Source organism: Jiulongibacter sp. NS-SX5, assembly GCF_052828545.1.
Map to the genome: position 1 here is coordinate 1551176 of NZ_CM128248.1, position 15540 is coordinate 1566715.

Consider the following 15540-nt stretch of genomic DNA (forward strand, 5'->3'; position numbering starts at 1 on the left):
TTTAACCTATCCAGGTCAAAAAGTCGGTCAGCAGAATCTGAAACCAGAATAAGGCCTTAGCGGTATATTTGGTCAAAAACTGCTGCGGCCCCGCCTTGATCCAGCTATTATTGACCATGTTTAAATCCATAAGATTTTTACGGTCTGGGTCAAGGCTAACACGATTAACTTCCTTGTCATAAGAGAAGCTTTTGAAAGCTCCGCGACCATCCCACTGAACTACTTCAGAACTACCATCTACAAAATCAATGGCTATGGTTTGAGGCATAATGAATTTGCCCTTATTTCGAATCTCAAGAAACGATTTCTCAGGAGACGAATAGACGGAGTCAACCTGATAGTCACATGAGTATGATTTCTCAAAGGACTGCGTAAAGTACCAATCCATATTCTCAGGCGAAACCTCATTCACTACAGCTTGAAAATCGGAAAGCTTTGGATGTTTAAACTTGAAGCGTTGATAGTAAAGCTTTAGGGCTTTGTCCATCACCTCTCTACCCAGATAGTTCTCCAAGGTTTTGAGCACGGTGGCTGTTTTGGTGTAAGTCATGGCACCATAAGTCCCTTTAGGATACTCCCATGCCGGTCGGTTTATTTCTGCCAGTTCCGGGAATTTCATGCCTACGTAGCTGGCTCTTGAAGACTCCGTATCGCCTACTTTAAAGCCTAGAAAATCTACCTGAGAGCCTTCTCCATAGTTTTCATCCATGATTCTGCCTTCCAGGTATTGGTTAAAACCTTCATCCAGAAAAGACTGCTCAAATTCATTGCTCGCCAGTATGCCCTGAAAATACTGATGACCAAACTCATGAACGGTAACGATCTCGGCTAACTTTAACCAGCTCCCTACCCCCCAATATGAGCCACAAGTGATAAACATTGGATACTCCATCCCTGCCGATCCACTACTGTGTACCGGAGGGTCTACCATAGTGAGGATAGGGTGGGGATATTTGCCCAGCAGTTTTTCTGTGTAGTCTATAGAATGTTTAACAGAGGTAAAGTATCTGCGGTACTGAGAGGCATGCTCCGGCTGCATCATGGCTTTCAGCTGAATGCCTTTGTAGGTTTCTTCGTGTACCACAAAATCGGGAGAGGCGGTCCAGGCAAAGTCATGCACATCATCGGCCTCATAGGTCAATGTCTGCATTCCTCCTTTCAGTTTCGTGGTATTTTTAAGTTGGCCCGTGGCCCCAACAATTAGCTTTTGCGGTAGAGTAATATTGACCTTGTAGGTACCAAAATCCGCATAAAACTCAGTATGCTCATGAAACTGGTGACAGTTCCAGGCCCATTGGCCAGATTTGTCCTTTTCAAACACCCCAACTTTTGGGAACCATTGACCTATGAGGTAGTAATCGCCTGCTCCGTAGCCAGTCCTGGCGAAAACTTTAGGCAGTTTGGCTCTAAAGCCAATATTTAAGGTCACTTTTTCACCTGGTAAAACTGCTTCTTCTAATTGAATAGTGGCAACGGTTCTATCGTTTTCATTTTTATCATCAGGCTGAATGTATTTCAGAGAACCTAGCAATGATCTACCCTTTTGATCTGATAGAGAGGTCAAATAGATATCACCATATCCGCCTTCTTCCATTAGTTTCCCTCTCAGCTTTCCCCCAGATTCTTTCATGAAGGTAGACTCTTCATCCTTGAAGGCATTCAGATATAAATGAAAGTGCATCTCATTGACCGAAACGTCTGAGGTATTGGTCCACTCCAAAACCTCCTCACCCGTCAATACCTTGGACTCATTGTCCAGAAAGACATTGATTTGATAGTTGGCAATATCAGGAGCCAGACCCTGGGCTTTTACAGCAAAGCCAGCCAGTAAAATGATAAGTGTTTTGAGTATGTTTTTCATCTGTGAAGTCTACTGAAGAAGTCTAAATTTACACAGCCTGCTTTAATTTTTGGGCGTTTACGCTGGTTTGTTTGATTATTTCCTCTTTGGATTCTCCCATAAGCAATGCCACTCTTTCAGCCACTAAGTCGATGTACGAGACTTCGTTTCGTTTTCCTCTGTAGGGCGTAGGTGCCAGATATGGGCTATCTGTTTCCAGTACAATATCCGTGGTTTTTAAATAAGGCAAAACCTTGTCTAAGCCACCATTTTTAAAGGTGGAAACACCACCTATTCCTAAAACAAAATTGAGACTGATGACCCTTTTGGCCTCTTCCAGATTTCCTGAGAAACAGTGAAAAATACCTCTGAGATCTTTCCAGCCAAACTCTTCAATTAGCTCACAGCATCTAATAATGGCGTTATGCTCGTTTTTCTTCGAGTTTCTGGAGTGAATACAAATAGGCAAATTGTACTTCTTGGCTAAAGCCAATTGCTTCAAAAAAGCGGCCTCCTGCTGCTGTGTGAAGGTCAAATCCCAATAAAAATCCAGCCCTATTTCACCTATCATAAAATACGAACCATTCTCCAGCTCCTCCTCTACTTTGGCCAGTTCAGCCTCCACATTTTCGTCAACATAACAAGGGTGCAGACCCATCATCGGAATACAATAGCCCTGGTGCTCATTTGCCAATTTCTTCATCGGCTCTATGGTTCCGCTATTACAGTTGGGCATCCATATTTCCTGAATGCCTACCTGACGAGCCCTCTCCAACATCTCCTGAAAATCTTCCTCAAATACCTTATCGTAGATATGAGCGTGTGTTTCTATCATCTATTCGTACTGATTTACCCACAAAGTTATCATTCAATTGAATATATTTCAGGGAAGCCGCCAGCCAATCCTGAAAGCTCCGTAAATTCGCTTCTTATTTAAATTTCTCTTTTGAAAAATACCACTCAGATCCCGGATCAAAGCATTCTGCTTACAGACAGCAGACACCTTTCTCAGCCAGATAAAACTGTTTTTGTGGCCATTGAAGGCGAAAGGCATGACGGGCACAGTTTTATCAATGAACTTCTACAGAAAGGGGTAAAGTGGTTTGTGGTTTCACAAAAATGGGCCGAAAAGAATAGTGATACGCTTCAGAAGGGAGAATTTATCATCTCAGAAAATACCACAAAAGAGCTTCAAAGTCTTGCGAAAAAACACAGATCGAAGTTCGATATACCCGTTCTTGGCATCACCGGGAGCAATGGAAAAACGATAGTTAAAGAATGGCTCACAACTGTTCTGACTCAGAGCCACTCTGTATGTAAAAGTCCGGGGAGCTATAATTCGCAGATTGGGGTTCCGTTGTCGGTTTGGCAGCTTTCTGCTTCCCATGAAATTGGAGTTTTTGAGGCCGGAATTTCACAACCGGCTGAGATGCAGGCCATATCAGAAATCATCAATGCGGAGATTGGTATTTTTACAAATATAGGCTCTGCTCACAATGAGGGTTTCAGAAGTCAGAAACAAAAGATCACTGAAAAGCTTCGTCTGTTTAGAAATGCCAAAACGCTGATTTACTCCATTGATTACCCGGAGTTGGATGAGGAGATCAAGATTTTCCTGAAGGCTGTGAATCCAAATATCGCATTAATCCCTTGGTCGCGGAATCAGAAAGGCTCTATAACGGTAGATATTGAAAAGCAGAATAAGTTTACCAAACTGGCCATTTACTGGAATGGTGAGGAGTATGATTTACATGTACCTTTTGTAGATGATGCTTCTATTGAAAACTGTATTCATTGTTTTTTCGGGGCTTTTGAATTGCTTAAAAAATTCAAAACGGAATCTGAAACTGCAGAGCAGATTCAACGTGGCTTTGATAGTCTGAAAGCCGTACCAATGCGACTAGAGCTGAAGGAGGCCATCAATAACTGTTACCTCATAGACGATAGTTATAATAATGATCTGGGAGGTTTGGAGATGGCTCTCAACTTCATGAACCAGCATCATATCTCCCGATCAAAATGTATCATTATTAGTGATGTGCTGCAGACAGGACTAAGCGAAAATGTCTTGTATAAAAAAATAGCAGATTTGATTGAAGGTGCGGGTATTGAGAAGGTTATAGGGATCGGTCCTGTGATCCATCGAAATCAAAATCACTTTGAAAATTTAGAAAGTTATCTAAATGTCGAAGAATTTATTGCGGAGCACCCTACCCGATTGTTTAGCAATCAACTTATCCTGGTCAAAGGTGCTCGTGATTTTGCTTTTGAGAAGATCGTTAATACACTGACCTCCAAAGTTCACGGCACAGTTCTGGAAATCAACCTGGAAGCTATCACGCATAACCTCAATTACTTCAGAGGTCTTTTGAAGGAAAACACCAAACTCATGGTGATGGTTAAAGCTTCTGCTTATGGCAGCGGGAGTACGGAGGTAGCCAGCTTACTTCAATACCATAGAGTAGACTACCTGGCTGTGGCCTATACAGATGAGGGTGTGGAGCTTCGCAAAAACGGGATAGAGTTGCCTATCATGGTTCTCAACCCACAGGAAGAGAGCTTCAAAAATCTTTTGAATTATGGACTAGAGCCAGAAATCTACAGCCTGGATATTCTCAAAAGATTCATTCAATACCTCGATTTTGAAAAAGTAGAAGAGCCGATCTCCATACATCTTAAGATAGATACCGGAATGAAGCGTTTGGGCTTTACAAAACCTGATCTGCCAGAGTTGATCAGTTTGCTAAAGGGTAATGAACATCTCAAAGTGGCGAGTATGTTTAGCCATTTGGCTGCTGCCGACGATAGGAAGCAAAGAGAGTTTACCAGCAGTCAGATAAAAGAGTTTAAAGAAATCTCATCAGAATTAGAGTCCCAGCTAGGCTATGAGACAATCAAACATATCCTAAATACAGCTGGAATCGTCAATTTCCCTGAGGCTCAATTCCAGATGACACGGCTGGGCATAGGCCTGTATGGCGTAGATAGCAGCCAAACTCACCAGGAGCAATTGATGAGTACGGCAAGTTTAAAAACTACTATTTCGCAGATAAAATCTGCCAAAGCCGGAGAAAGTATTGGATATGGAAGAGTAGGTATGGCCAAACGCGATATGAAAATCGCCACCATCGCCATTGGTTATGCTGACGGATATGACAGACGATTCAGTAACGGAAAAGGATACGTGATGCATCAGGGAAAAGCCTGCCCTACCATTGGTAATGTATGTATGGATATGTGCATGATAGATATTACTGATACCAATGCTAAAGTAGGTGATCAGGTAGAAATCTTCGGTAAACAAATTTCAATATTTGAACTGGCTGAAAAACTAGGGACTATCCCCTACGAAATCCTTACCAAGGTAGGTTCACGAGTTAGAAGGGTGTTTTTTAAGGAATAGTGGCTGCTATTTAGTGAACATGGCTTCACGTTCCTTTAATGTAGCAATTCTCCATTCAGCATAGTCTTTTGGACCTTACGGAATACGTTCAAGTTTTTCAGACCTGTTATCATTCAAAGATATTTTTTAGTCCTCTAAAATACATCGCTCTAAGGCCGTATGACATGTAACTCGGAGTTGAATAGGCTTTGAGTAGCAGGGAAATTTTACATCGCTTCATATTACAGTTTTAAAGTCAAAAATTCCACTTTTAAAGTGTACTAATTTTAGGGAAGCTTACAAGAGATTGAATGGCGGATTCTTGGTCTTTGAGTACTCTACAGGGGAAAGTGAGTCTGAATTTTGGCTGACTGCCCCACATTATCTTAATTTTTCTTTCCATTGAATCCCGTTAATCTTTCTTGGGTAAAAAACAATTTCTTTATCCAAAACAAATCCCGGATTCTTTTTAGAAAAACACACTCCAACAATGCCTACTTTACAGTTTACAAAGAATTTGGAATTAAAAGAATCCACAAAAGGATAGTATTGATATTCGTAAAACTGATTTGGTGAATAATGGACAAAATCTCTATTAGTTCTTAAAAATTCTGAGTAATATTTTCGCTTTTTCAAGGGTATCATTTTTCCCATTATTCGATCCGCGGCTTCAAAAATAGGAACCCCTGAACCGAAGTCTTGGAAATCCTTATACCTCTTGGTTGAAAAATTAAAAGTGATAAAATCCAATTCCGTATTAAAAGAACTCCTAAGTCGTAAAATTTGACTTCCGCTTTTGATAGGTATAAAATACTTTTCACCTTTTTTTCTAATCAAGACCACATTCAGAAATGATTGGTAATCTCCCTGATGATTCAGGTAATCTTGAATATTCTTTTTAACCTCGAACTCTAATTCGGACCAACTACTAAAATGTAATCTGCGAACTACATCTGACTTTATTTCGGACCAATACTTGCCATCAATGTTTGGATGAAGAAATATTGAAACTAGGTTTTTAACTGAGTCCACCTCAGGGAAAACCAAATTATAACAAAATAAAGAATTAAAACCATTTTCTTTTGGCCTCATTTCTGTTATGAAAGCATTGCTCTTATGGGACACTGAATCTTCTAAAACGTAGAAGGTTCGATGTGGTTGGCCAATTAGTGAAAAAGGTATAGCCAAGTAAACAATTAATAACTCTTTAGTTACAACTTTCTCTAATATTAGCACAAGTTGCTCCCTTGCTATTCGAATTACTTGTTTATTCATTTTCATATCTCTACAAAATTCTACCCCCTCCACACAGTCTTTAGGACATTGCTGAATTCGTTCAAAGTCTTCATACCTGACGGTCTAAATAAATATTTTTTAGGTTTCTAAAATATATCAATTTGAAAACTATGTTGTTAAGTTAACCCAGAAGTTGAGATAACTTCGAGTAGGAGTGGAATGAAAGCAATGCTAAACCACTTTCAGTAAGTCGTTACTTTGTAAATTTAAATCAACGAGAATTATTTCAACTAAGAGGACCAGCAGTTAATCATTAATTATGGCAATCAAATTATTTATCAAATCTATACTCTTTGGAACCCTCTTTTCCATGACCGTAGGCTGCACTAAAAACAAGGTTGAAAATTTTATGTCCATTGAACCCAATACTGCAGGCATGATAAAGATCTTGAAAGAATATTATCAGCATAACATTGTTCTTCAAGCTGTAGGTGAGATAAGCGGAATTGTTAAAATAAGAATTGGGAACAAGGGTAATAATACTAATTACAACCCTAACGGTAGTCGCCCGCCTGTAAATTATACATTAGGTCCGGGTAAGATTGATACGATCGTTACATTTACCGAAACCTATAACGATGAAATATTCATTTACTATTCTTCACTAAACTCGCCCAAAGGTTTATTAAAATTAGGAATCTATGGTACTGCAGATATCATCCCTAGAAAAGGCAACACTGGCATTTCCAAAATAGAATTCTGTCCGTAAAACACCACTAGCTTACTACAAATAACATAAAGCATATTACTCAGCTCTGCATAGTCCTTAAGACTCTGTGGAATTTGATATAAGGTCTTACGATATTATTTAAATTGAAATTATTTATCTCTAAAATAAGTCGGTCTTAAAACGGTGTGACATTAACCTGTAAGATGAAAAGACTTAGAATAGCGGAGAAATTAAAAGTCAAAAATCAATGCTTCCTTCAAATTGACCTTCCTCTACATCAACAGGTGTATATTCTACCAGAAGAGTTTTGTCATAAAAGTTAGACAGCCCTACTAAAGTGTCAATTTGGCCAGACAGAATAATTTCTTGATTCAGACATCTTTTAGGGTGTTTACAATCAAAGTTAATTTTAGCTACTCCATTAACTGATCCTTTCAGTGAAACTACAGTACTTGGCTTAACAAATAGCCTTCTTGTTCGAAACTTGTATTCTAATTTAGCATCAATAACCTCGAATTTATCCTTGACAGTTGTGTACTCCTTATCTTGGTAGGAACATGACGATAAAGAAAAGGCTACTAACAGAAAGGCAATGATATTTCCTTTGAAGAATCTTCTCATATAATTTCTTTATGGCTTTGAACTTCATCAAACCTTTTGACTCATTAAATCTACTTTCGAAAAAAGGAAAAGAAAGAATAAAATGGCTAGAGATCTCAAAAAGTCGTTTTAAATCATCTAGTCTAGTAGCATCTAAGAAGAAACAATTCCTTTTGTCTAAAGACGCCCTTCTATCAAGAACTATTTTTGAGATTAATGGGGTCTCCAACAATATTCTTAACCTAAGAACTACATTATCCCTCACAGAAAGACAGCTGTTTGAATAGAAAGAAATAGCAGCTATGAAAAACTGAACCCGTTTACAGTGGTAATTCTTGCTAAACATTCACAAAAAACACAACCTTCTCACCTTCAAGTATATACGACCATATAAAACCATAATTCAGGAACCGAAAATCTGGTTTTACTAAAATATTATATAACTTTTCATAGTTTACATATAACTATACGTATTTATCGTATAGTGAGGTGTTACCTTCTTTCAATAGTGGTGTATCAAGAAATACCATAAAGAACCCCTTCCTGATTATGGTTTTGGGATGCCCCCATTCTTAAATCTATTCAGGGATTTTTAAAAACTTAATTAACTACACCTCTAAAATGAAAAAACAAAGTTTACTAGTTGTACCCTTAGTAATGCTTGCATTTTCGGCTAAGTCGCAAACTTCAGACTTGCCACCAAATGCCATCCCTGGCAAATGTTATGCAAAGTGTCTTAAGCCCACTGTTTTTGAAGACAATGCTCAGCAATATGTCTCCAGAGAAGCGAGTACCCAAATTAGTGTAAAGCCTGCCGTTTTGGGCACCAATACTTTTACAGAGCTTGTAAGAGAAGGTAGAACCGATTATTCAGTGAAAGCTCCGGTATTTAAATCAGAAAACGTTTCATACGTTTCTAAAGAACCGGGTAAAAGAATTGAAATTGTACCCAACTCCGGTACCTATAAAGCTGTGCAGCAAACAGTCATGACCGCTGCACCTTATACGCGTTACGAAATTGTAAGCTGTAATAATAATGTTTCCTCTAACGCCAATAACGGCCAGCTGAATGCACCATGTTTAGACACAGTAACGGAGCGTAAACTGGTAAGAGAGGCCTATAACAGAATTGAGGTTATACCAGCATCTTTCAAAACTGTAGATGAGCAAATTCTGGTTAAGGAAGCTTCAAAAAGATACGAAGTAGTACCAGCCACTTATAAAACCGAGAGTAAGCGTTTTATGACAGCAGAGGCCTACAAGGTATTGACCGCCAATAATAACGTAACCTTTAAAACAGAAACAGAGCGTATATTGGTAAGACCATCATACACCCGTTATTCTGTAGTGCCTGCTCAATTTAAAACAGAAAAAGAAACCATTATGGTGAGAGAGGCTGCACCAGCGGCTTCCGGAGCTAAGCTACCTAAATACAAAACCGTAACAGAAAATGTATTGGTGAAAGAGGCTACTGTAACATACAGAGTAGTACCTGCTACATACAAAACCGAAACTAAAACGGTAGTGGTAAAAGACCCTGTGAAGAGTCTATCTGTAGTGCCGGCTGTTTACGAAACAGTGACAGAAAGAGTTAAAATCAAAGACTCGTACACTAAATACGAGAAAGGCAAAGACCCTTCTTGTCTTTCGTCTAACCCAGAAGACTGTAGCATCTTATGTTTGGTAGAAGTACCTGCTGAGTACAAAACCATCACCAGAAGAGTCTTAAAATCAGAGGCTAAAGTCATTGAAAATGAAGCTCCTGCAGTGACAAGAACTATCACTAAGAGAATTATTGACCAGCCTTCAAGAGTAGTAGAAGTAGAAATTCCTGCAGAATACAGAACGATTACTCGTCAGGTTTTTGATGGTTACGTAGATAATCCTAATGGAAGCCTAACAGGTGTAGCTGCATTTACAGACGGAGTTTCAAGAGCTCGCTACCAAACAGTTAATAAAACGGTACTTGTAAAAGCTGCCGAAGTAAAAGAAACAGTAGTACCGGCTCAGTATGAAACGGTTACCAGAAGAGTGGTAGACAGAGGCCCTTCTGTAAGTGAAGAAACGGTACCTGCTGTATATGAAACCTATACGGTGCAAGTGGTAGACAAAGCTGCTTCTGTGAGAGAAATTGAAGTACCGGCTCAATTTATCACCAAAACAAGAAGAGTTATGGATACTCCTCCTAGTACCAGAGAGGTTCAGATCCCTGCAGAATTTGCTACAGTAACCAAGTATGTTTGTAAAGATGGAAGCACTCTTGATGTAGACAAAGCAGATGCCATTAACCTCGCCGGATGTGGTGCCACGGTGAAGGCTATTGATGTACCTGCTCAGTATGAAACCATTACACGTTATGTGATTGACCAGCAGCCTACTACCAGAGAAATTGATATTCCTGCACAAACCGCCTCATATACCAAGGCTGTGGTAGATGCAAAAGCCGCTACCATCAGCACTGATGTGCCAGCCCAGTTTACCAGCATAGACAAGACTATCGTAGAATCTGTGGCTACTAGCTCTACTTCTGCAGTACCTATTCAGTATGGAACATATACTTTCGCTTCATTGAACAGCAGTTCAGAATACAGCGACTGGGTTGAAGTACTTTGCGAAAGCAAAATGACCACTCAGCGTATCCGTCAGATTCAGCTTGCACTGAGAGACAAAGGTTATAACCCAGGTCCTATCGATAATATCTTTGGTACCCAAACCAAAGCTGCACTATTGAAATACCAGGTTGATAATAAACTACCTCAGGGTAATTTGAACATTGAAACATTGAAATCATTGGGCATCGCCTACTAAATTCATTTCAATGATCGTTAAAAGGGAGCTCATGCTCCCTTTTATTTTATCAATACAAGCCCACTCCCCTATGAAATCCCTACTAAAGCTAAGCCTGTTAAGTTTATTATTAACTGTGCTTATTGTACAGTGTACTACTATACCTACGAATACAAGAACCGTCGTCAAAGATGAGCCACCAAAAAGTATTATCAATTATCATAAAGGATCTTATGAATCCTTCCTGTTAATGGCTCAGAATCAAAACAAACCTATCCTCCTTGAATTTTGGGCCTCCTGGTGCGGTCCATGTATTAGAATGGATAATGAGACGTACTCAGACAGAGCACTGGGACATTTTATCAATCAAAATTTTGTGATGTACAAAATAGATGCAGACAGTTTCGATGGCTTAGAAGCTGCCGGAAAATATGGTATTGACTCCTACCCTGCCCTTCTGGTTCTTAGTCCAGATGGTGAGTTAAAAGAGTATATCAAAGGGTTTTATCTCCCGAATTCCCTTCAAAGCATGCTGAAAAAACATTTATAAAATTATCGATCTTTGGAGAATGTATATTTTCCAATCAGAAAGGCTCGGTTTCAGAGAGTGGCAAGATGCAGATCTGGAGCCCATGTATAAAATCTGTGCAGATGAAGAGGTCATGCGTTATTTTCCATCTAGCTACTCAAAAGAAGAAACACTAAAAATGATGGAACGTTTTCGGTTAGGATTTAGCCAAAATGGATTCACTTTCTATGCCGTAGAGTTATTGGAAACCAAAAAATTGATTGGCTTTATAGGTCTCTCTAAGACCCATCTCTTTGAAAAAGAATCGCCTTTAGTAGAAATTGGCTGGCGACTAAACAAAGACTATTGGAATATGGGACTTGCTACCGAAGGTGCTAAAAAGTGTCTGGAATTTGCGAAGGATGTTTTAAAGTTGAAGCAAGTCTATTCGTTGACAGCTGAGGTAAATAAGCCTTCTCTCAGAGTTATGGAAAAAATAGGAATGAACTTCCTTAAAAAATTTGACCATCCCCGGGTAGAGGATGGTCACTTGCTTAAACCGCATCTATTGTATGTAATTAACCTTTAATCCACTTTTTTTCTGAGCAGATAACCTGGTGCATCAAAAGCGATCCCTTGGTCTATCATCATTTCGTTTTCACAAATTCTAAGACCGCCTTTCACCATATTATTCTCCTGAAAATCACCAGGCAATGTGTCAGTAATAATTTCCAGATACTTTACCCCGTTAATTTCGCTCTCGATAACACTGTACGCATCGGTGAAAATTACTTCGTCATCTTGTGAGACGAACACACCACCATCTTCCTTAAATTCAATTGAGATGTTTGGTACCTGCGGATCAGGTATCATGGCAATAACTCCAGTCAGTTGCCAGGTTCCTACTATCCACTGCTGAGCATCACTTAGGCTGGCAGGATTATCTGCCTGTTCATTGATACACTCAAAATCGGCTAAGGTTTCTGCATTGCTCACATTCTCTAAAGGCTCTGAATCTGTTTTTTCACATGCAGCTGACATCAGCCCTACCATCATTAAACTTAAAACTAGTTTTTTCATAAGTACTATTCGTTTTTGTGTTGTTTGCCTTAAGAATGACAGACAAGTTTAAAACGTTGTATACCTACCAGAAATTCATTTTGATGGATGATGTTCCATGAGAATGATCCGACTCTTAATTGATTGATACTGTGCCAGAACTTGTGGAAATATTCACTTCAACTCCTCCACCATTTAATTTACCAATCACTTTATTCTTTGACTCAGTACCACGAAAAGAACGCATACCGGCCACAGATACTCTGTTTCCTCTGATGTCTAGATCCATGCCTTTATCCATAGGCATATTGACATCAATTCCGCCTCCGCTGCTGTGTAAGATCAAATAATCACCTACTTCCTCAATATCAGCGGTGATACCTCCGCCACTGGTACTCGCTTTCACGCTTCCGGCAATTTCCTTTAATCGGATAGATCCTCCGCTGGTTGAAGTGCTTAAATCTCCTTCTACGGCCGTGATGTCAATTCCTCCACCACTGGTACGGGCATTGATTTGACCATACATTTGATACATGTGGATAGAACCACCACTCGTATGAATAGAGATATCTCCTGCCAGGTTTTCTACATCTATGCTACCTCCACTGGTTACCAGATCAATTTCATCTTCCAGGTTTCTGGCTTTGATACTGCCCCCGGAGGTTCTGCCATTAATCTCACCTCTTAGATTAGCCAGGTCCAGGCTTCCTCCACTCGTAGTGAACTTGAGGTCACCATCAAGGTTTCTCATTTTTATATTTCCACCACTTGTTAAAAGGTCGGTATTTGTAAATTTCGGCACATAAACCCTGAATGAAATCCTTAAACCATTTTTGTAATCTCCTCTGGAATTCTTCTTTGAGAAGCATTTTAAGGTAGAACCCTCCATACCTACTTCTAAGGTATAATCATCCAGTCTGGACTCTATCTCTCTTTTTGATAATTCCCCTCCTCTACTGCTTTTGATGTACACTTCCACCCGAGCTTCGTCTTCTGCATCTCCATAAACCACTATCTGTCCACCAGATGTTTTTACATCCAGATTTTTGACACTTCCGGCATCAAAAGATCTGACGACAAAAGGCTCCTGAGCCGCTAATTGAAATGCAAAAAATAATAGAATGAAGGGTAAAATGAGCTTTTTCATAAATCGTATTGAGCTTGTTTTGAGTAAATAGTCTTTGGTTTCGCAGATGAAAGACAACTCAGATGGGTTGCACCCCTATCCAAAATTATTCTCTTTCTTCAAAAGGCACCACTAGCCCTTTCTCTACATAATTACGTAAGCCGTCCAAAAGCATGGCCCAGCAAAAAGAAGAATATTTCATATGATCATTGGCTTCTGGCCAATCTCGGTGAAAGAACTTTAAATATGTACCTTTTTCGTGAGGTACAAGCTCAAAACCAAAGGTGGTAGGATCCCAGTCAGGGTCAGATTTGGTCATTTTGAAATAAATGAACTTGTCTTTTTCTAATTCTGAGACACGTGCATACCAATCATAGGGCTCTTCAAAAAAGAAATTATATTCTTCACCTCTAGCAGGAACACCTTTACACGTTTTGGGCCACCACTGCACCAGGTGCTTAGGCATAGAGACGGCATCGAAAACCTTTTTCAGTTCAGCCCGAATAATGAAATGATGGTAAATGGCATTCATAAGTAAGGATTTTAGAACAAGTAAGTTACACAAAAAAGCCGGCAAAGCAGTTCTGCTTTACCGGCCAGGATATATCAATTTGATTGACTAATATTATTTAGAAGGCTGAGTCTCGTTAGGATCAAGAAGATCATAGAATTGATCTAATTTTGGCATCAGAATAATTCTTGTTCTTCGGTTTTTAGCCATGTTTTCAGGAGAATTATTTGGCACAAGCTTATTAAACTCACCTCTACCAGCAGCTATCAGCCTGTTTGGATCAATACTGTAGTTGTTTTGCAACAATCTCACCACAGATGTGGCACGTTTTACACTTAAATCCCAATTATCCTTTAATACTGCTGTATTAATAGATCTGTTATCTGTGTAACCTTCTACCATCACCTCAAGCTCCGGTCTGGACTGAATGACTTTGGCGATTTTACCCAAAACCTCATTCGCTCGGCTGGTTAGGTTATAACTACCGGTTTGAAATAAAAGAGAATCTGAGATATTGATCATTACTACCGTCTTATCAACTTTGATATCAACGTCTTTATCGTCCATATCTAAACCAATACTCTTTTTCAAGTTAAAGGCCAGAGCTAGATTCATGGAGTCTACTTTACTTTTAGCAGCTAGTAAATGACGGATGTAATCGTCTTTCTCTGTCATCCGATCCAGCGTCTTCTCAATATTTCTATTAGCCTCTTTAGATAAAACAGTCAGGTCTTCTACCTGTACCATCTGCTTATCTCTACTACGCTGTAAATCAGCTACCTGATCTCTCAAATCAGCAATTTGCTCTTGACGATATTTCTGAACATTCTGAAGCTCCACATCCGATTTGGCCAACTTACCCTCCAAAGAAGAAATTTCTTGTCGGGCAGTCAGCAAGTCGTCGCTGCATTTGACCAGACTTCTATCAGAAACCTCATATTTGGACTGTAGGTCTACAAATTTCTTCTTGCTAACGCAGGAAGTAAAGAAGCCTGCACTTAGGAAGATGATGGAATAAACGCGTAAATTTTTCATAATTGTAGCTTTCGTTTTGTGTTTGATGGAGAATTAGTCTCACTGCACACATCATTAAAAGACCGTTCCATGATAAATGGAGACTGAAAAATTCAAGAGAAACCACAGTGAAATGAAAGCAGAAGAAAAAGCCCATCTTTCCTTGAGCCTTCGGACCTCAACCAACCGACCGCCTGGTCTTCTAACCTGCAACCTCTTGAACCATATTTGAAAAGGGGAAAATGAACTGGCAGATTGAAAATAAAAAAAAGGCTCATCAAATGATGAGACTTGGTGACCTCGACTAGCCGTCCGCCTGGTATTCAAACCTGCAACCTCCTGAGCCATATCTGAACAGGAAAAACAAACTGATTAATGGATAATAAAAAAAGGCTCATCAAATGATGAGCCTTAGTGACCTCAACTAGCCGTCTGCCTGGTCTTCAAACCTGCAACCTCTTGAGCCATATCTGAACAGGAAAAACAAACTGATTAATGGATAATAAAAAAAGGCTCATCAAATGATGAGCCTTAGTGACCTCGACTAGCCGTCCGCCTTGTCTTCAATCCTGCAATCTCTTGAACCATATTTGAAAAGGAAAAAATGAACTGGCAGATTGAAAATAAAAAAAGGCTCATCAAAATGATGAGCCTTCGTGACCTCCGCAGGATTCAAACCTGCAACCTCTTGAGCCGTAATCAAGTGCTCTATTCAGTTGAGCTAGGAGGCCATTTTGGGAGTGCAAA

At 39.6% G+C, this 15540-nt stretch carries 13 protein-coding genes and 1 tRNA gene; 5 read left to right on the forward strand and 9 right to left on the reverse strand.

Going from position 1 to position 15540, the window contains the following annotated elements:
- Position 1: 1 nt before the first annotated feature.
- Together ACUXV0_RS06975 and ACUXV0_RS06980 are read right to left on the reverse strand one after the other, a co-directional pair.
- Complete coding sequence (locus ACUXV0_RS06975) at positions 2-1861, reverse strand: M1 family metallopeptidase (RefSeq protein ID WP_446192357.1); 1860 nt, start codon at positions 1859-1861, stop codon at positions 2-4.
- Between the two features lie 28 nt (positions 1862-1889).
- Positions 1890-2675 carry a TatD family hydrolase gene (locus ACUXV0_RS06980; protein ID WP_446192358.1) on the reverse strand — a complete coding sequence of 262 codons (786 nt, stop codon included), beginning with the start codon at positions 2673-2675 and terminating at the stop codon, positions 1890-1892.
- A gap of 111 nt (positions 2676-2786) precedes the next feature.
- On the opposite strand from ACUXV0_RS06980, the gene ACUXV0_RS06985 reads away from it, so the two are divergent.
- On the forward strand, positions 2787-5243 hold the full coding sequence (locus ACUXV0_RS06985; protein ID WP_446192359.1) for a bifunctional UDP-N-acetylmuramoyl-tripeptide:D-alanyl-D-alanine ligase/alanine racemase: 2457 nt from the start codon (positions 2787-2789) through the stop codon (positions 5241-5243).
- 360 nt (positions 5244-5603) lie between these two features.
- Here the strand turns inward: ACUXV0_RS06985 and ACUXV0_RS06990 are convergent, their stop codons facing one another.
- Positions 5604-6497 carry a hypothetical protein gene (locus ACUXV0_RS06990; protein ID WP_446192360.1) on the reverse strand — a complete coding sequence of 298 codons (894 nt, stop codon included), beginning with the start codon at positions 6495-6497 and terminating at the stop codon, positions 5604-5606.
- 397 nt (positions 6498-6894) lie between these two features.
- On the opposite strand from ACUXV0_RS06990, the gene ACUXV0_RS06995 reads away from it, so the two are divergent.
- Positions 6895-7227: a hypothetical protein gene (locus tag ACUXV0_RS06995; protein WP_446192361.1), complete on the forward strand. Its 333-nt coding sequence runs from the start codon at positions 6895-6897 to the stop codon at positions 7225-7227.
- Positions 7228-7425: 198 nt separating this feature from the next.
- Here ACUXV0_RS06995 and ACUXV0_RS07000 read toward each other — a convergent pair whose 3' ends face one another.
- Positions 7426-7809, reverse strand: a complete 384-nt coding sequence (locus ACUXV0_RS07000; RefSeq protein WP_446192362.1) for a hypothetical protein — start codon at positions 7807-7809, stop codon at positions 7426-7428.
- 600 nt (positions 7810-8409) lie between these two features.
- Here ACUXV0_RS07000 and ACUXV0_RS07005 point away from each other — a divergent pair.
- The 3 genes from ACUXV0_RS07005 (at position 8410) to ACUXV0_RS07015 (ending at position 11672) form a co-directional block, all read left to right on the forward strand.
- Positions 8410-10596 (forward strand): peptidoglycan-binding domain-containing protein, encoded by a 2187-nt coding sequence (locus tag ACUXV0_RS07005; protein ID WP_446192363.1) that lies wholly within the window; start codon positions 8410-8412, stop codon positions 10594-10596.
- Between the two features lie 70 nt (positions 10597-10666).
- Positions 10667-11125, forward strand: a complete 459-nt coding sequence (locus ACUXV0_RS07010; protein ID WP_446192364.1) for a thioredoxin family protein — start codon at positions 10667-10669, stop codon at positions 11123-11125.
- 19 nt (positions 11126-11144) lie between these two features.
- Complete coding sequence (locus ACUXV0_RS07015) at positions 11145-11672, forward strand: GNAT family N-acetyltransferase (protein WP_446192365.1); 528 nt, start codon at positions 11145-11147, stop codon at positions 11670-11672.
- Here ACUXV0_RS07015 and ACUXV0_RS07020 read toward each other — a convergent pair.
- From ACUXV0_RS07020 to ACUXV0_RS07040, 5 genes are all read right to left on the reverse strand, one after another.
- The gene (locus ACUXV0_RS07020; RefSeq protein ID WP_446192366.1) at positions 11669-12163 is read right to left on the reverse strand and encodes a hypothetical protein; all 495 of its coding nucleotides are present in this window, start codon (positions 12161-12163) and stop codon (positions 11669-11671) included. The two genes, ACUXV0_RS07015 and ACUXV0_RS07020, sit on opposite strands and share 4 nt — an antisense overlap.
- Before the next feature lie 115 nt (positions 12164-12278).
- Entirely contained in the window at positions 12279-13289 is a 1011-nt protein-coding gene (locus ACUXV0_RS07025) for a DUF4097 family beta strand repeat-containing protein (RefSeq protein ID WP_446192367.1), read from the reverse strand.
- A gap of 85 nt (positions 13290-13374) precedes the next feature.
- Positions 13375-13800 carry an SRPBCC family protein gene (locus ACUXV0_RS07030; protein ID WP_446192368.1) on the reverse strand — a complete coding sequence of 142 codons (426 nt, stop codon included), beginning with the start codon at positions 13798-13800 and terminating at the stop codon, positions 13375-13377.
- Positions 13801-13893: 93 nt separating this feature from the next.
- The gene (locus tag ACUXV0_RS07035; RefSeq protein WP_446192369.1) at positions 13894-14814 is read right to left on the reverse strand and encodes an OmpA family protein; all 921 of its coding nucleotides are present in this window, start codon (positions 14812-14814) and stop codon (positions 13894-13896) included.
- Positions 14815-15450: 636 nt separating this feature from the next.
- Positions 15451-15524: transfer RNA gene (locus ACUXV0_RS07040), tRNA-Arg, on the reverse strand.
- Between the last annotated feature and the right edge of the window lie 16 nt (positions 15525-15540).